The 15,418-nt window shown below is 34.9% G+C and carries 13 protein-coding genes; 8 read left to right on the top strand and 5 right to left on the bottom strand.

Features of this window, described 5'->3' with window-relative positions:
* Positions 1-70 precede the first annotated feature (70 nt).
* Entirely contained in the window at positions 71-739 is a 669-nt protein-coding gene (locus tag Q4496_RS06215) for a response regulator transcription factor (protein WP_215974345.1), read from the top strand.
* On the top strand, positions 729-2,051 hold the full coding sequence (locus Q4496_RS06210) for a HAMP domain-containing sensor histidine kinase (RefSeq protein WP_215974346.1): 1,323 nt from the start codon (positions 729-731) through the stop codon (positions 2,049-2,051). The genes Q4496_RS06215 and Q4496_RS06210 overlap by 11 nt, the downstream gene beginning before the upstream one ends.
* Before the next feature lie 137 nt (positions 2,052-2,188).
* Here the strand turns inward: Q4496_RS06210 and Q4496_RS06205 are convergent, their stop codons facing one another.
* From Q4496_RS06205 to Q4496_RS06195, 3 genes are all read right to left on the bottom strand, one after another.
* A complete protein-coding gene (locus Q4496_RS06205; RefSeq protein ID WP_215974347.1) occupies positions 2,189-3,658 on the bottom strand; it encodes a carbon starvation protein A in 1,470 nt (489 codons plus the stop codon).
* Between the two features lie 270 nt (positions 3,659-3,928).
* The gene (locus Q4496_RS06200) at positions 3,929-4,720 is read right to left on the bottom strand and encodes a phytanoyl-CoA dioxygenase family protein (protein ID WP_215974348.1); all 792 of its coding nucleotides are present in this window, start codon (positions 4,718-4,720) and stop codon (positions 3,929-3,931) included.
* 123 nt (positions 4,721-4,843) lie between these two features.
* A complete protein-coding gene (locus tag Q4496_RS06195; protein ID WP_303610084.1) occupies positions 4,844-6,250 on the bottom strand; it encodes a M20/M25/M40 family metallo-hydrolase in 1,407 nt (468 codons plus the stop codon).
* A 218-nt stretch (positions 6,251-6,468) separates the two neighbouring features.
* On the opposite strand from Q4496_RS06195, the gene Q4496_RS06190 reads away from it, so the two are divergent.
* The 4 genes from Q4496_RS06190 (at position 6,469) to Q4496_RS06175 (ending at position 10,557) form a co-directional block, all read left to right on the top strand.
* Positions 6,469-7,131, top strand: a complete 663-nt coding sequence (locus Q4496_RS06190) for a peptidylprolyl isomerase (RefSeq protein WP_303610083.1) — start codon at positions 6,469-6,471, stop codon at positions 7,129-7,131.
* A 119-nt stretch (positions 7,132-7,250) separates the two neighbouring features.
* Positions 7,251-7,940 carry a HupE/UreJ family protein gene (locus tag Q4496_RS06185; protein ID WP_252727685.1) on the top strand — a complete coding sequence of 230 codons (690 nt, stop codon included), beginning with the start codon at positions 7,251-7,253 and terminating at the stop codon, positions 7,938-7,940.
* A 60-nt stretch (positions 7,941-8,000) separates the two neighbouring features.
* Positions 8,001-8,525 carry a hypothetical protein gene (locus Q4496_RS06180; RefSeq protein ID WP_303610082.1) on the top strand — a complete coding sequence of 175 codons (525 nt, stop codon included), beginning with the start codon at positions 8,001-8,003 and terminating at the stop codon, positions 8,523-8,525.
* Positions 8,526-8,586: 61 nt separating this feature from the next.
* A complete protein-coding gene (locus Q4496_RS06175) occupies positions 8,587-10,557 on the top strand; it encodes a bifunctional diguanylate cyclase/phosphodiesterase (RefSeq protein WP_303610081.1) in 1,971 nt (656 codons plus the stop codon).
* Between the two features lie 68 nt (positions 10,558-10,625).
* On the opposite strand, the gene Q4496_RS06170 is transcribed toward Q4496_RS06175, so the two are convergent.
* Positions 10,626-12,074, bottom strand: a complete 1,449-nt coding sequence (locus tag Q4496_RS06170; RefSeq protein ID WP_303610080.1) for a sensor histidine kinase — start codon at positions 12,072-12,074, stop codon at positions 10,626-10,628.
* 440 nt (positions 12,075-12,514) lie between these two features.
* On the opposite strand from Q4496_RS06170, the gene Q4496_RS06165 reads away from it, so the two are divergent.
* Together Q4496_RS06165 and Q4496_RS06160 are read left to right on the top strand one after the other, a co-directional pair.
* On the top strand, positions 12,515-13,591 hold the full coding sequence (locus Q4496_RS06165) for an endonuclease/exonuclease/phosphatase family protein (protein WP_215974455.1): 1,077 nt from the start codon (positions 12,515-12,517) through the stop codon (positions 13,589-13,591).
* 210 nt (positions 13,592-13,801) lie between these two features.
* Positions 13,802-14,680 (top strand): DMT family transporter, encoded by an 879-nt coding sequence (locus Q4496_RS06160; protein ID WP_215974353.1) that lies wholly within the window; start codon positions 13,802-13,804, stop codon positions 14,678-14,680.
* A 78-nt stretch (positions 14,681-14,758) separates the two neighbouring features.
* Here the strand turns inward: Q4496_RS06160 and Q4496_RS06155 are convergent, their stop codons facing one another.
* Entirely contained in the window at positions 14,759-15,406 is a 648-nt protein-coding gene (locus Q4496_RS06155) for a hypothetical protein (RefSeq protein WP_215974354.1), read from the bottom strand.
* Positions 15,407-15,418: the final 12 nt, after the last annotated feature.

Below are 15,418 nucleotides of genomic sequence, written 5' to 3'. Positions count from 1 at the left end.
CAATACGAGTACACTTCAAGCGTAGAATGATGCTTGAAGTGTACCGATTATTTTTAATTTTGAGATATGAATGAAAATACTGATTGTAGAAGACGACATAGCGATAATGGAAACCATTGTTGACTACTTAGATTTGCATGGTCATATTGTTGATTGCGCATACAACGGTGTAGCGGCAATCAGTCAAATAAAAACACAATCATTTGATGTTATTATTATGGACATCATGATGCCAAAGTTAAACGGTATAGCGACTGTTGAACGTTTACGAAATGAGTATTTAATTAATACCCCTATTCTCTTTTTAACAGCCAGAGATAGTTTAGAAGATAAAAGAAAGGCATTTAATGTCGGGGGCGATGATTACTTAGTTAAGCCATTTGCCTTAGAAGAGCTTTTGCTTCGTATTGACTCACTTGGAAAACGTGGACAAAGTGGCAATAAGCAAGCATTAACGGTAGGCGATTTATATTATAATTTACAAACAAATTCACTCTATAGAAATAATGAACCAATTAAACTGAGTAAAATACAGCATCAAATGATGCGTTTATTAATGCAAAAATTTCCAACGGTTGTATCTAGGCAACAAATGATTGAACAAATATGGGGAGATGAAGAGCCACCAAGCGATGCGCTTCGCAGTCACATCTATGCATTACGCAAAGTTCTTAATAAAGGCATCAATACCAACAGTGTAGAAACCTTACACGGTCAAGGATTTAAACTTGTCAACTAAGCCTAAATTATTTAATCGCTTAATTTTAATTTACAGCGCAACAGCCGCCCTTTTTATTGCATTATTTAGCCTAATTATTATTGTGGCTGAAGATCAAATGGAAATAATTAGTTTACAGCATTGGTTGGATGCCGAAGCTAACGTTTATATTCAAAGTGTTAAATCTCTTCATGCCCTCCCTAATAACTCTACGCCGAATATGCCCGTGTTACCTAATCAATATGAATTTGATTTTTATGACAAGGTCGAAAATCTTCCAGAATGGCTAACCTCGTATCAACACCCTGGGTTTTATGAACATCATTTAGGACCGGAAGATAAGCACTTTTTAGTGAGAGAGCACCCTAACGGGAAAGACTTATTTTATATTGTATTTAAAGACAATGCTGATGATTATTTAGATGAATATGAAACTAAACTACTTATATTTTCACTCATATTTGGTACCGCATTACTTGCTGTAATGATAGCTTTAGGTTTTTACTTGGTGAGGCTAATCGCAGTTCCCCTCGTTAAGGTTCAACAAAAAATAGCCCAAATGGCACCCGCTAACCCGCTGTTTGACGTTGATGCTGATTATCAAGAAATAGCGATTATTGAACAAGCACTATTAGATAGTAAGGTACGCATTGCTCAATTTTTTAAACGTGAACAAGAATTTAGCCACTTTGCGGCACATGAAATAAGAACACCACTTATGGTGTTGAAAGGATCTGGCGAAATGCTAACAAGCATTGAATTTAATAATCAATTAGCCACCAAAGCTACACAACGTATTATTCAAGCAAGCAACGACATTAGTTTATTAACAAATACCTTTCTACTGTTGGGAAAAGAACAAATAGACAAACATCACTTTGAAGATATTTCACTTGATCAATTACTTCAGCAAAAAATAGAACAGTTACAGGTACAACTTCTTCGACGAGAATTAACGTTAGGCATTGAAATTGAAAACGATATACATATATTTGCACCACTAGATATGGTGCAAGTGGTGATCAATAATTTATTTAAAAATGCACTTAATTACTCACTCAGTCCAGTAACAGAAAATATTTCTAACATTGATAATGACGTTAAAGCTAATAATAACGTTAAAACTGCAGATCAGATGACAAGTATCAACGTTAAGCTTACAGCTAATAAACTAACGCTATCAAATTTATATGATGCTTCGGATATTGAACCAGGTTTTGGTTATGGTCTTGTCATTATTGAACGTATTTGTGAGCATTTAAACTGGCAACTATGTGTTGATAAAAGCACAACTGTTTTTAACGTTTCCGTCATATTTAATACAGCCAAATGATGGATGATAGGTGATAAATAATAGGATATAAAAAAACCGCTGTAATTGACGATACAACTACAACGGCTTTAGTATTTTATTGCTAAGCTAATCTCAGTGCTAAGCTAAGTTAGGGCTAAAGTTAAATTTTAGGCTAACTAAACTTCAACTCTTTTTTTAAACTTAGTTGCATGCACTATAGCAAGTCCAATTAAAACAATAATAGCGGTAACAGCCCCAATTGGCTTACCAAAATCACTTGATATGTTGAAACCTATTGACGCTGTCATAATATACGACAAGGTCACTGCTGTTGCGATTACTGCTGGTATACTAGCAATCCAATGGAATGTGCCACGGTCGAATAAATATTTGGTTGCAAGCCACAAAACACTGGTAGAAAGCAGCATATTTGAGAAGGCAAAATAACGCCAAATAAGCGAAAAGTCTAGCTTAGTCATAAAGTAGGCAATTGTTAAAATAGGCACAGCAAGCAATAATCTGTTACGTAAACTTTGTGGAATATTAAAAGCATCAACAACCGTTAAACGTAATGAACGGAATGCCGTATCACCAGAAGTAATAGGGAAAACAGCTACAGCAACTATTGCCATAATACCGCCAAATACACCAAGATAACTGTTTGCTACATGGTTAACCACTAAACCAGGACCACCTTGATCAAGCAATACTTTTAAACCTGCATAACCTTCTGGAAATGCAGCAATACCGGCTAAAGCCCATACACAACCAACTATACCTTCACATACCATTGCACCATAATAAACTGGACGAACGTGCTTTTCGTTCGTCAAACAGCGAGCAATAATTGGCGCTTGAGTAGAATGAAAGCCACTAATAGCACCGCAAGTAATGGTAATAAACAGCAATGGCCAAGTAGGTAAACCATCCGGATTTGGCTCTAAAAAGTCATGAGCATGATCAGCTTCAAAGTATGCTAAAAAGTCACCAGCTACCGGTAAGTGCGGCGCGTTAATTAATAATGCGATAGCAACACATGTTGTCATTACAATCATTAATAATCCAAAAAATGGATAAAATTTAGTAATTATTTTATCAATAGGTAATAAGGTTGCAAAAAAGTAATACGCTAAAATAGTTAATACCCAAAAAGTATTATTGGCTAAAATAGTGCCCTCAAAAAAATCTAAATTACTCAGTAAACCTGCCGGGCTCATAATAAAGACTACGCCAACAAAAAATAGTAACATGGCAGTAAATAACAGCATAAAGCCTTTAAACACCACGTTATAATATTTTCCGGCTATCTCAGGTAAACTTTTACCATCTTCTTTTATACTCATAACGCCTGAGAAAAAATCGTGTACCGCCCCACCTAATACATTACCTAAGACAATCCATACTAAGGCAACAGGACCATATAAAGCCCCGAGTATTGGACCAAAAATGGGGCCAACTCCAGCGATATTTAGAAATTGAATTAAAAAAGCACGTACCGGATGAATAGCAACATAGTCAACACCTTCACTAAAGCGTTTTTGTGGTGTATCAATGGTTGAGTCCAAGCCAGCTTGCTTTTCTACAAAAGGACTATAAAACTTGTAGCCCAATATTAGAATAGTAAGACAGATAAAAAAGATGATCATAAAGTACGTTTCTCTTTGTGTATTTGAATATAGAACTGAACGAAAAGGAACGAGGAAATAATTACCGTTCATTTTCAATTTGGAATTAAGCGGCGGACTCTAACAAAAGCAAACTAGCTAAACAATAAGACCTTTAGCTAAGGTTTTGTTTAATAATAAACCACTTCATAATAATAGTTGGCTAATACTGAAGTAACGGCTATTAGCCCTATTAGGTAAGGCCCCACCTACTAATGGCTTTGATAACAGTTATTTAAATTATTAGTAGCTCTATTTTACTAATAACTGCGACTTTAAATCGATAGTCGTCTGAAAGATCCTAGCATCATTAATCTTTTCCATCATGGCCGGATCAGGTAAACAATCTTCATCAACATAATCCGCAAAGTCGCTATCAGGATCAAATACGAGAATATCTAAGGCTAACCTATCCATACCATATAGACCACGATGTATCATATCGGCAGAAAACACTAATAAATCGCCAGCGGCTAATTTAATTTTTTTACCTAATGAAAGTTCATCGCTACTGACTTTCCCTTGCTCTTCTTGTCGAACATTAAACTCTTCATCATTATCCCACCGTCTATGCGTTTCAGGAACAAGCTCAATGCCTAATTCATCAAACAAAGGCACTCTAAGGTGTACTACTTGGGTATTTTTGATAGCTTGCTTTTGCCCTTCAATATCATGATCATATTGACAATCTCTATGCCAAAAGTCTTTTTGTGCTGGATTGACCGGATTGAAAAATAATTGAGTATTCATAAAGGCAGGACTAATAGGGATCAACGATTCCACCATCGCCATAACTTTAGGTGAGCTAATAAAGTTAAACAGTAATACCCTATCGTCAAATGATAAATATTGACTACCGGTAATTAACGAAGAGTTAAACGCCTCTTCTTGATAGAATGTTTCGTTGTCTTTTTTCCATAATTCATGAAACGTTAAAATGGTTTCTCTTAATTGCGAAATTTCAATATCACTAAAGTAATTTCGAATAACAAAATAACCTTTATCGTTATATTTATCTTTTAATTGGCTTTGATTAACAAGCATTAATAACTATTACCTTGCTTAACTACAAAAAAAATCCCCGCTAGCAATAACGAGGATTTCTCTTCTTAATTTATGAAAGCTAACTTATGAGAGTTAACCTATAAAAATCAACTTATAAAATATTTACTTAAAAGATCCTGGCCATTCAGCAGCGATATAAGTAAACACAGTCCATGCCGCTACATTTTGACGCATATGCTCAGGATTCACTTTATCAAAAGTATCATCAGGTGTGTGATGTAAATCAAAATAATCAGTACCATCTTGCATTAATTTTAATGCTGGAACACCGAGCTTAGACAATGGAATCATATCTGGACCACCAGTGGTATCGCCACTACGACGACTAACACCTAAAGTCCCCATTAAACTAGCCATGGTATCAATTACATGTAATGCGTTATCAGAAACATTACTAGACGACTGAAGTCCATAGATAGGACCAGCACCAAAATCAGATTCAGAGCCAATCACATGGTTAACAATAGTGCCATCTTCTTGTCTAGCTTTGGCATAAGCACGCGCGCCAATTAATCCAAGCTCTTCTGCACCCCAAAGTATGACACGAATAGTGCGACGAGGACGTTCCTTAGTATTATTTTTTATCAAAGCAGCTGTCGCCATAGCAATAGCAACACCAGCGCCATCATCAACAGCACCAGTACCTAAGTCCCAGCTATCAAGATGACCACCAATAACGACAACTTCATCAGGAAATTCGCGCCCCGTAATTTCACCGATAACATTTTTAGTCACAATAGGACCAAGATCCTGAGTTTGAACATTTAAGCGAATTTTAGGGGTGTGGCCATAATCAAGTAAACGTATTAATTGATCAGCATCTGGGTTTGATAAAGCAATAGCCGGTACTGCGGTATACCCCATAGCTACGTTAGTAGAGCCGGTATGTGGATTACGATGATCATCGGTACCGATAGAGCGAATTAATAAAGCTTCAGCACCTTTTTGGGCTGCAAGTTCATGACCTTTAGAGCGAGCAATAACCGCTGGACCGTAACCAGCTCCGTCTTTAAACTTCTCCATACGTTTGCTGATAAAAGCTATTTTACCTTTTAAACTACCATCGGTTGCTTTTTCAAGATCAGCATAGCTTTTAAAATGTACAATCTCAGCTTCTAATCCACCTTTAGGTGTTGATTTTGAACGGCCAAGTGTTGTTATAACCATTTTTTGATAAGAAGGTAGTAAAATTTCCGCCGTTTCAGTGCCACGAAGCCAGCCATTCATTTTCACATCTTCGGTATAAACTTTATCAAACCCTAAAGTTTTTAGTTTATTAACTCCCCATTCAATCCCTGCCTTTTCACCTGGTGTTCCAGGATGACGAGCCCCTACTTCAGTGGTAAGTGACTTTAATATTTCATAAGCACTATCATCTTTTATGGCTTTATCACGCAGGTTAACAGTAATATCTTTAATCTCTTTTGATACAGGGATAATACTATCATTACCAAAAGCGGATGTGGTCAATGTGATAGCAGCGATAGCTGCTAATGTAATCAGTTTCATAGAAATCCAGTTTCAAGCTATATTTTAAAGATATAGGTTATAATATTTCAGCCTTTTGTCCAATAATTCATTAATAAAAATTAAATTTTCTATCACCTCACTATACTTACTTCTTAATATTCACGTTAAAATCACAATAGATAAAATTATAAATTAAGGTGATAATGAACGCTTAGACGATTTAACTACCTTCAACAAGCAGAAATAAGAATTTTTATATGAATATGACACAAAATATCATTGCCAGTCTTTGTTTAATTTTAACGTTAACCGCTTGTTGCGGCCCAGATCCGGCAATAAAAAAAATAAATGAAGTTATCAAAGCTGTAGATAAATCAGACGCAAGTTGGAAAACTAAGCTAAACAAGCCTCCTTTGCTTACCTTTACCCCTGAAAAAGATTATTTTTGGGAACTAGAAACAAACCAAGGTAACCTCACCATTAAACTATTTCCAGACACAGCTCCTATGCATGTTTCCAGTACCATTTACTTAACTAAGCTAGGTTTTTATGATGATCTAACTTTTCACCGTGTCATTCCTGGCTTTATGGCACAAGGTGGTGATCCGCTAGGTAATGGAACGGGTAACCCTGGTTATAAATATGATGGAGAGTTTGATAATGAGATGAGTCATAGTGAACCAGGTATTTTAAGTATGGCTAACTCTGGTCCAGGTACTGATGGTAGTCAATTTTTCATTACTTTTATTTCTACTCCTTTTTTAGATGGTAAACATACAATTTTTGGTAAAGTAGTCAAAGGTTTAGATGATAGTTTAGCTAAAATACAAACATTAGGTAGTAGACGAGGCAGAACAAAAGAAGAAATTAAAATTATTAAGGCATCAATCCGTGTTGCCAAAATAAATAAAGCGATCTAAACCGAATAACCAAACGTTATAGTTTTAATGTTATCAAACGATGAATAAATCATACGTTAAACAATCATACAGGAGTACCCACTAAAACAAGTTTTCAAAGGAAACCCTGAATGGTCAATATGTTACAACGATATGGTTGGTTAAGTTTTATTGTCATACTTGCCATATGGTTACCAACCAACGCCATAGCTCATGGTGTTGATGATGATACTCGACGGTTTTTAGAACAAAATTCTGGCGTACAAATCATTCCATTTTTGTATATTGGTGCTAAGCATATGGTAACGGGATACGACCATTTATTATTTTTAGTCGGTGTGCTGTTTTTTTTATATAAAAGTCGTGATATTTTATTGTATGTCAGTATGTTTACATTTGGGCATAGCTTAACCTTATTGTTTGGTGTGCTCAGTGATATTCAAATTAATGCTTATTTAATCGATGCTATTATTGGTTTTTCTGTTGTCTATAAAGGCTTTGATAATTTAGGTGGTTTTAATCACTTCTTTGGTAAGTCTCCCAATACCAAACTAGCAATATTGATCTTTGGTCTTTTTCACGGTTTTGGATTAGCAACTAAGTTAAAAGAGCTTCAATTAGCAGATAATGGATTAATCAGTAATTTAATAGCCTTTAATGTTGGAGTTGAATTGGGGCAATTTACTGCATTAGCCACTATTATTTTAATCATAAACTTTTGGCGTAAACACAGTATTTTTTTACAATTTGCCACGATCACAAATAGTTTACTAATGAGCGCAGGATTTATGTTGATAGGCTTTCAGTTAACTGGTTATTTAATTAGCTAACGCCAATTCTATTACATTGATCCCCTATTCGAATAAAATTTAATTATTAAAGAGATAATAATGTCACAAACACCTCCAAAAAAAATATCATTAGCGAAAAGTGCTCTATTTATGTACTCAGTATACAGTCTAGTATTTGCCATAGCTGTATTGGTTATCGTAATTTTACCTGCTGAATATAATATTGATCCTACCGGTATAGGAAAAAAACTCGGGCTAACTGTTTTTAATGACGTAAATGCAAAAACAACTAAAAAGTCAGAGCGTGCAGGCGAAACAATGACAATAATAGTGCCAGCAGGACGAGGAATAGAATACAAATTCACGATGGAACAATATCAAAAACTTAATTATGAATGGACTACTGATGGCACCCCATTATATTTTGATTTACATGGTGAGCCTACAGGCGATACTAGCGGTTATTTTGAAAGCTATGCGATTGCAACGGCCCATAATATGAAAGGAAGTTTTACCACTCCTTTTGCGGGATCACATGGCTGGTATTGGAAAAACACCACAAATTCTCCTATAACTGTTAAGTTAACAGTAAAAGGTGAATATACGAAGCATGGTCTTAAATAGTTAACATAAATTACGTTCAAAAATAAAATTAACAACGTATTAAAAAATATAGAGGTGCTTCTTGACTAGCATTACACCAGAATTAAACGAATCTATGCAACGTGATGCTGCAACATTGCTCTACGGCAATGCAGTTGCAGGTATAACCATCAGCGCTATCACCTCTAGTTTTTTGGCATTTGCTTTTAATAATCCTGACACTTCCACATTTCAGCTCATCTGGTGGTGTGGCATGAGTTTGTTGCTCACGGCTAGGATGGCGGATGTAATTTGGTGGAAAACCAAATTACATAACACTAAATTCGATGGTCAAAAAGCCGTTAATCGCTTTATTCTAGGTGTAAACCCTACCGCTATCATGTGGTCAATATATTTAGTTTATATGACGATATATAATAACGGCATTGAATTAACAACTTCAATTATTGCTGTTGGTTCAATGGCTGGTGGCTCTGCGACGGTTCTATCGGGTCATAAAAAAACAGCATTATTCTATTCCTTTATATTACTCGCGCCTGGCTCTTTAGGGTTGATAGTATCCGATATTTTTGCTCTAAAAATACTTGGTATTCTTGGTTTTTCCTTTTGTATCGTTATGATACTCATCTCAAAAAAATCTGCTGATTTTACACTTAATACTATAATGTTAAAAAATGAAAACTTGGCATTAATTCAAGAGATGGAAGAAAAAGTTAAACAACGAACACAAAAAATTTACGAACTTTCTAATCTTGACCCTCTGACCGGACTATACAATCGAGCCGCTTTTTTAAGTCATTTAAAAGCTATTATTGAGCAATCTTCTAAAAAGTCAGCTGAACACCCCCAAAAAAATATTGCTCTATTATTTATTGATTTAGATAACTTTAAAAATATCAATGATTCCATTGGTCATAAAGCAGGTGACCAAATTTTAAGAGAAACTTCCGGACGCCTAAAACAAGAAAACCTTAATAACGCTCTTGTTTGCCGCTGGGGTGGAGATGAGTTTCTTATTGCCCTCCCTAATACAGGAGAGGAAAGTGCCATTAAGCAGTCATTACAGTTAATAAAAGAGCTTTCAGCACCCCACTGTATTGATAATAGTATTTTAACTGTTGGAGCAACTATAGGTATCGCACTATATCCGGATCATGCCACAACGGAAGATAATCTTATTCAATCAGCCGATATGGCGATGTACTTTCAAAAGAAAAAAGCTCGTTCAACTGTCGGTGTATTTTCAGAACAAATGGAAAAACTTTATTCACACGAACTTTATTTAAAAAATGAACTTACTAAGGCTATTGATAATCAACAACTACGCTTGGTTTTTCAACCTTTAGTTTTATCGAGTAATCATCATATTTTTGCCTTTGAAGCGCTTTTACGCTGGCAAGTAAAAGGCGAGAATATCACGCCGGATGAATTTATTCCGATTGCAGAGCAATATGGTTTAATACATGAAATAGGTGCATGGGTACTTCAACACGCTTGTATGGAAGCGAGTCGATGGGAGAGAAAACTACAACTAGCTATTTCAGTTAATGTTTCAGTCATTCAGTTTAAAGATGATAACTTTATAAATATTGTTGAAAATGCTCTTTCAACGAGTAAGTTGCCAGCAGAATTGTTGCATATAGAAATTACCGAATCCGTTTTTTCGGCAGATACCAACTCTATTTTGAATCAAATAAAACGTCTTCAAGCGCTCGGGATTAAAGTCTCGATTGATGACTTTGGCACAGGATATTCTTCGCTTTCTGTTATGCAAGATTTAGCGGTAAACACAGTTAAAATTGATCGATCATTTGTAAACAACTTGAATGGTAATGGCCATGCTATCATTTCAGCAGTAATGGATATCGCTTCCTCATTAAATTTCTTAGTTGTTGCTGAAGGTGTTGAAACCGAAGAACAAGCACAAGAACTAACTAAATTAGGTGTCCACTTTCTTCAAGGTTTCTACTTTTCTAAACCCATTGAAACTGTAGATATTCCCGATTTTTTAAATAGTAAGATGAAAGGATTAACCCCTCTACCTTTACCGTAACTTTTACTAACTTTACCTTTTTTAGCTTGTGTGAATAGATATTACTTACTCACATCATAAAACATGGCCTAATCAGTAACTTTTATTATTTTAGGGAAGTAAATATCAAATCGAGTGCCAGTACCAATTTCACTTGTACATAATACTCTTCCTTGCAATTTATCAGTCACAAGATTATGCAGTATATGAAGTCCTAAACCTGTACCACCTTCACCTCTTTTGGTAGTAAAAAAAGGGTCAAAAATATGAATTTTATCTATTTCAGAAATACCACAGCCATCATCCTCAAAAGAAAAATGTATTTCATTGTCAGAAGACTCTTTAACAGAAATAGATATTATTCCGGCCTCTTTATCTTGGAAAGCATGATTAATTGCATTAGTGACAAGATTAGTAAATATTTGACTAAATACCCCACCATAAATACTAGCTTGTATGTCATTATCACAACATAGTTTAAACTTAATATTAGCGCTTTGGGTAACAGGAACTAAACTCACTAATATCTGTTCAATGTATGGCTTTAATTTAATATTTTGCAATTCATCTACGAACTGATCTACAGATACCTCTTTAAAGCTTTTCACTAACTTCGCTGTTCGTGAAAGATTATTCATCACCAACGTATTACTCTTTTCCATTTCCGCAATAAAATGATCAAATTTACTCTTAGTTAACTCTTGATCTTCATAAGATTTCCTGAGCATACTCAAGGTATCCCCTAAATACGAATTAGCGGTAATACTTATGCCAATTGGGGTATTAATTTCATGGGCCATACCGGCAACCATAATGGTTAACGATTCAATTCGTTCAGATTGTATAAGTGCATTACGTTGCTTTTCTTCTTCTAAATTAGTCTTTGTTATTAATAGTAATTGATAATCTTGAGCAACACTATTTGAAAGAATTAACCCAATTAAAGGCACAATAAAAGCTTTGGTAATCAAAATACTAATAACAATAAAGAAAAGTACCCTTACGGTTTTACTCACTAAAGGTTCAAATCTCATTCCACTGTATTCAAACTCATTAATTCCTTGATAAAGAAAATGTGTAAGTGCTTTTTTATCAAACACCGCTGCGTCGAATTCTTGCACTTTCTGAAGAAGATTATCCGCAACAGCAAGATCGTCATGACACACTTGCAGGATATTTTTAGTCCCTATCAACTTCATTATCAATATTTCAAAAGAGCCAATAAGTTCTATACATTTAATAGGTTGCTCTCTCACCAACATTATATCTTTTAGTACATCATTGGTAGATACCGAGTCAACTTCAAATGATTTTACAGTTTTCACTAACTGGGTAATATATTTTTGATGAAAGTAGTTTAACTCATGCATTTTTCCGCCTATTTGAATTTCGTACGCACCAATAATACTTATTAAACTTGAAATGATAATAAGAAAATTTACGATATTCAGTTTCATAGATACAGAAAAACGCTGAGTTTTCTCTGTACCATTGGACTTTAATTTATTTTTCGTCCAGATAGTATTTTTAAAAATCATGTAATGCCATTCAAGGTTATCTGCTCACTAGATTAAAAGTCATTTTAAAAATAACCTTGGTGGGAGTATTTATCAGATATAATTAATATTGTAGGCTAGTGAATATACGAAGTAATGACTTTATCAATACTAGCTTTTTAAAAGCATAGTTGTCTTTTAACAATTTTCCAGTATTTATATATCATTGAAATAAAAATTTATTTTTGAATAAAAAATATAACTAACCTATTAGTTAATAATGAGCTTAGTACTTTTATTGATTTTTACAAAAAATACGACCATGATATGAAAAATCACCTCGGTAATCTTGAGTTACTTTTCACTTGAATAATTATTTAATATTGTGCTTAATATTATTCCGCCTCTTGTTTACTTAATTTTTCCTTATTAATTAGTAGAGTTATTTTATCAATCATCAAGATCAAGCAAGTAGCCAAGACATCCCCTTTGATAGTCCATCCTTAACAAGCTCACTTGCCAATACAAAGCTCAAATTCGCTACATTCAATTTATTTAATTACCTTGAACCACCGAATGCCGCTTATGAGTTCGAACGTATTTTTAGTGCTGAACAATGGCAAAAAAAACAACGTTGGATTAGTGAATATTTAGACGAATATCGACCGGATATTATTGGCTTTCAAGAAGTATTTAGCCCTAATTCATTAAAAGAGCTAGTGGCGAGTCAAGGGTATCAATATTTTGCCGTGGTTGATCAACCTCAAGTAATTGATGATTTTATTTATCAGCGTCCTGTTGTCGCTATTGCCTCTCGTTACCCTATTATTGAAGTATTTTCGGTAGAGCCTAACATTGAGTTTGCCCAAAAATTAGGCTTAACCGATCAGTTTTCTTTTAGTCGTAGAGTATTACGAGCAACAATTGATATTCCTCATTTAGGCAATTGTGATTGTTATGTTGTGCATTTTAAGTCTAAACGTTCAATGATTGAACTGAATGAGCACAATAATAACTTCTCACCTGAGCAGACCATTATTGAAAGTCTAAAAGCACAAATAGCCGGTAGCTGGGGCTCAACAGTGCAACGTGGCAGTGAAGCAACATTATTAATGATGGATATGATACAGCGCCGTGAAGAAACGAATCAACCAATGGTATTAATGGGTGATTTTAATAATACCTTAGCCGATGGGGTGCTAAGCCATATACTCACCAACACTTTACGGTTTGTCTCAACCATTGATCGTGATGCCTATCTGGCTAAGTATTGCTTACATGATGCTTGGGATTTATATCAAGCTGTGCTTGCCAATGAAGGAAAAACTGTTAACAAAGCTGAAGAAACGCGCCCCCCAACACATTATTTTGGCGCAAGTAGCTCTGTACTTGATTACATTTTATTATCTTGTGAATTTGATGCTAATTATCACGACAGTCTTTATGCAGTTAGTGCACATGAAACTTACGATCGCCATTTAATTAATCCCATTTTTGAACGTGATGGCGAAAGTACCGATCATGGCGTGGTCTTAGTATCGCTTACATTAAGATCATAATGGTTAATTATTGCTAATTAATCCTCACAACTAGTCATATTTATTGTTATATAGTGACTAAATAGTAAGAAGCTAAGGCACAAATGTTGATATAATCTCAATAACTAGCGACTAGTGCTATTTTATATCAACACTGATAAATATCATTACTGTATTCTGATAGCTATCAAATATTCTATTTTATCTTCGACATAACTGAACGAGACTGCAATGCCCTACTTACTTTTAATACTGACCACTTTATTTTGGGCAGGAAATTTTGTTATAGGACGAGCAATGCACTCAGTATTGCCACCTATTGTTATGGCGGAGCTTCGTTGGACATTAGCATTGGTGATTCTATTGCCTTTTTTAATACCAAGGCTTATTAAGCAGAAAGCTGTAATATTAACTCATTGGAAAATGCTGACGGTATTTTCAATATTTAGCGTTGCTTGTTTCAATACCTTTATTTATATCGGTCTTACTAGTACAAATGCCTCTAATGCCACAATACTACAATCAGCTATCCCAATATTTATACTAATATTATCTTCAGTATGGTTAAAAGAACGTGTTTCTCTTCAGCAATGGATCGGAGTTACTATTTCGTTAATTGGCGTTTTAATGCTGATAACTCAAGGTCAAATATCTAACCTACTTTCATTGTCATTTAATGTTGGTGATTTATATGTATTAACCGGTGTACTGTGCTGGGCTATTTATTCATTATTATTACGCTGGCGCCCTGCTGAACTTGATGGTTTTACTTTTTTTGGGGTAACAGTGCTTATTGGTTCACTCATATTACTGCCTTTTTCTGCGGTAGAATTTTACTTTGCTGAGCATATTGTATGGGGAAATAAAAGCACATACGCGGTGCTCTACATGGCGATTTTCCCTTCTATCCTTGCTTATATTTTTTGGAACAAAGGTGTTGCCGATATAGGCGCAGTAAAAGCAGGGCTATTTATTCATTTAATGCCGTTATTTGGATTGTTACTCTCTTCAATTTTTCTGAACGAGAAAATTCATAGCTTTCATATTGTCGGTATTCTTTTTATCTTTTCAGGTATTTATTTAGCAATAAAAGCCAAGTTAATTCAGTGATACTGTTTCCCCCCTTTAATAACGATGTCCGGTATTTACTTTTATAGGAATAACTGCACGACTAGAATAACTGCACGATTAATAGCGCATTGCATCTTTTTCTTTAAAAGAAGCAATCAAATCATTAAGCGCTTTTTCACGTTCAGGTTTTGACTCGTTAGGCACTAATCGACAAAACTTTACCGCCTCTATTGCACGGTCATCGCCATAAAGCGTTAATACTTGCTCTAAAAAGTCTTTATTTAATGAAAAAGTAGTGCTTAAGTAATCCAACATAGTAATAAAGCTTGTAAAAGTCAGGCCATCAAATACAAAATTCTCATCCACTACTGTATTTTCAATAGGAACACCATCAATAGATAATTCCCAACCACTAAAATTAACACGCTCTCGAGCAATCAAGAACATTTTCCAACCACTCTTTTTAAAGCCATCGAAGGCACTGCCAGTTAGCTCAGACTCTTGCAGCTCTTTTTCGGTCCAATTAGCCCCTATCGCTAACGCTTTAGCACTTTGTTTTACTATTTTATCTTTAATAAGCTTTTCAAGTATTACAAGTGCACTTGATTCGTTATGGCATCGGTAAGATTTACATTCATCACAAATTGGCATATTGACTGCTTGGCGTGTCTTTAATGTAGTCACAATCGTTTGGTGAGACCCTTCACCACAAAACCAACAAGTAAAACGACAATCGAAGGGGATATCAAGATTTAGTACATGCATACAATATTGCTC

The organism is Colwellia sp. 5_MG-2023 (assembly GCF_030547795.1).
GTDB lineage: Bacteria > Pseudomonadota > Gammaproteobacteria > Enterobacterales > Alteromonadaceae > Colwellia.
The sequence above is the reverse complement of the archived record's forward strand: the minus strand, read 5'-3'. Positions and strand labels throughout refer to the sequence as shown.

Coding starts and splice junctions, on each gene's coding strand:
- Q4496_RS06200 (WP_215974348.1), bottom strand. CDS start 4,720: ATGCTTGTTAATCAAAGCCAATTAAAAGATAAATATAACGATAAAGGT.
- Q4496_RS06155 (WP_215974354.1), bottom strand. CDS start 15,406: ATGCATGTACTAAATCTTGATATCCCCTTCGATTGTCGTTTTACTTGT.
- Q4496_RS06180 (WP_303610082.1), top strand. CDS start 8,001: ATGTCACAAACACCTCCAAAAAAAATATCATTAGCGAAAAGTGCTCTA.
- Q4496_RS06185 (WP_252727685.1), top strand. CDS start 7,251: ATGTTACAACGATATGGTTGGTTAAGTTTTATTGTCATACTTGCCATA.
- Q4496_RS06170 (WP_303610080.1), bottom strand. CDS start 12,074: ATGATTTTTAAAAATACTATCTGGACGAAAAATAAATTAAAGTCCAAT.
- Q4496_RS06205 (WP_215974347.1), bottom strand. CDS start 3,658: ATGATCATCTTTTTTATCTGTCTTACTATTCTAATATTGGGCTACAAG.
- Q4496_RS06215 (WP_215974345.1), top strand. CDS start 71: ATGAAAATACTGATTGTAGAAGACGACATAGCGATAATGGAAACCATT.
- Q4496_RS06190 (WP_303610083.1), top strand. CDS start 6,469: ATGAATATGACACAAAATATCATTGCCAGTCTTTGTTTAATTTTAACG.
- Q4496_RS06160 (WP_215974353.1), top strand. CDS start 13,802: ATGCCCTACTTACTTTTAATACTGACCACTTTATTTTGGGCAGGAAAT.
- Q4496_RS06195 (WP_303610084.1), bottom strand. CDS start 6,250: ATGAAACTGATTACATTAGCAGCTATCGCTGCTATCACATTGACCACA.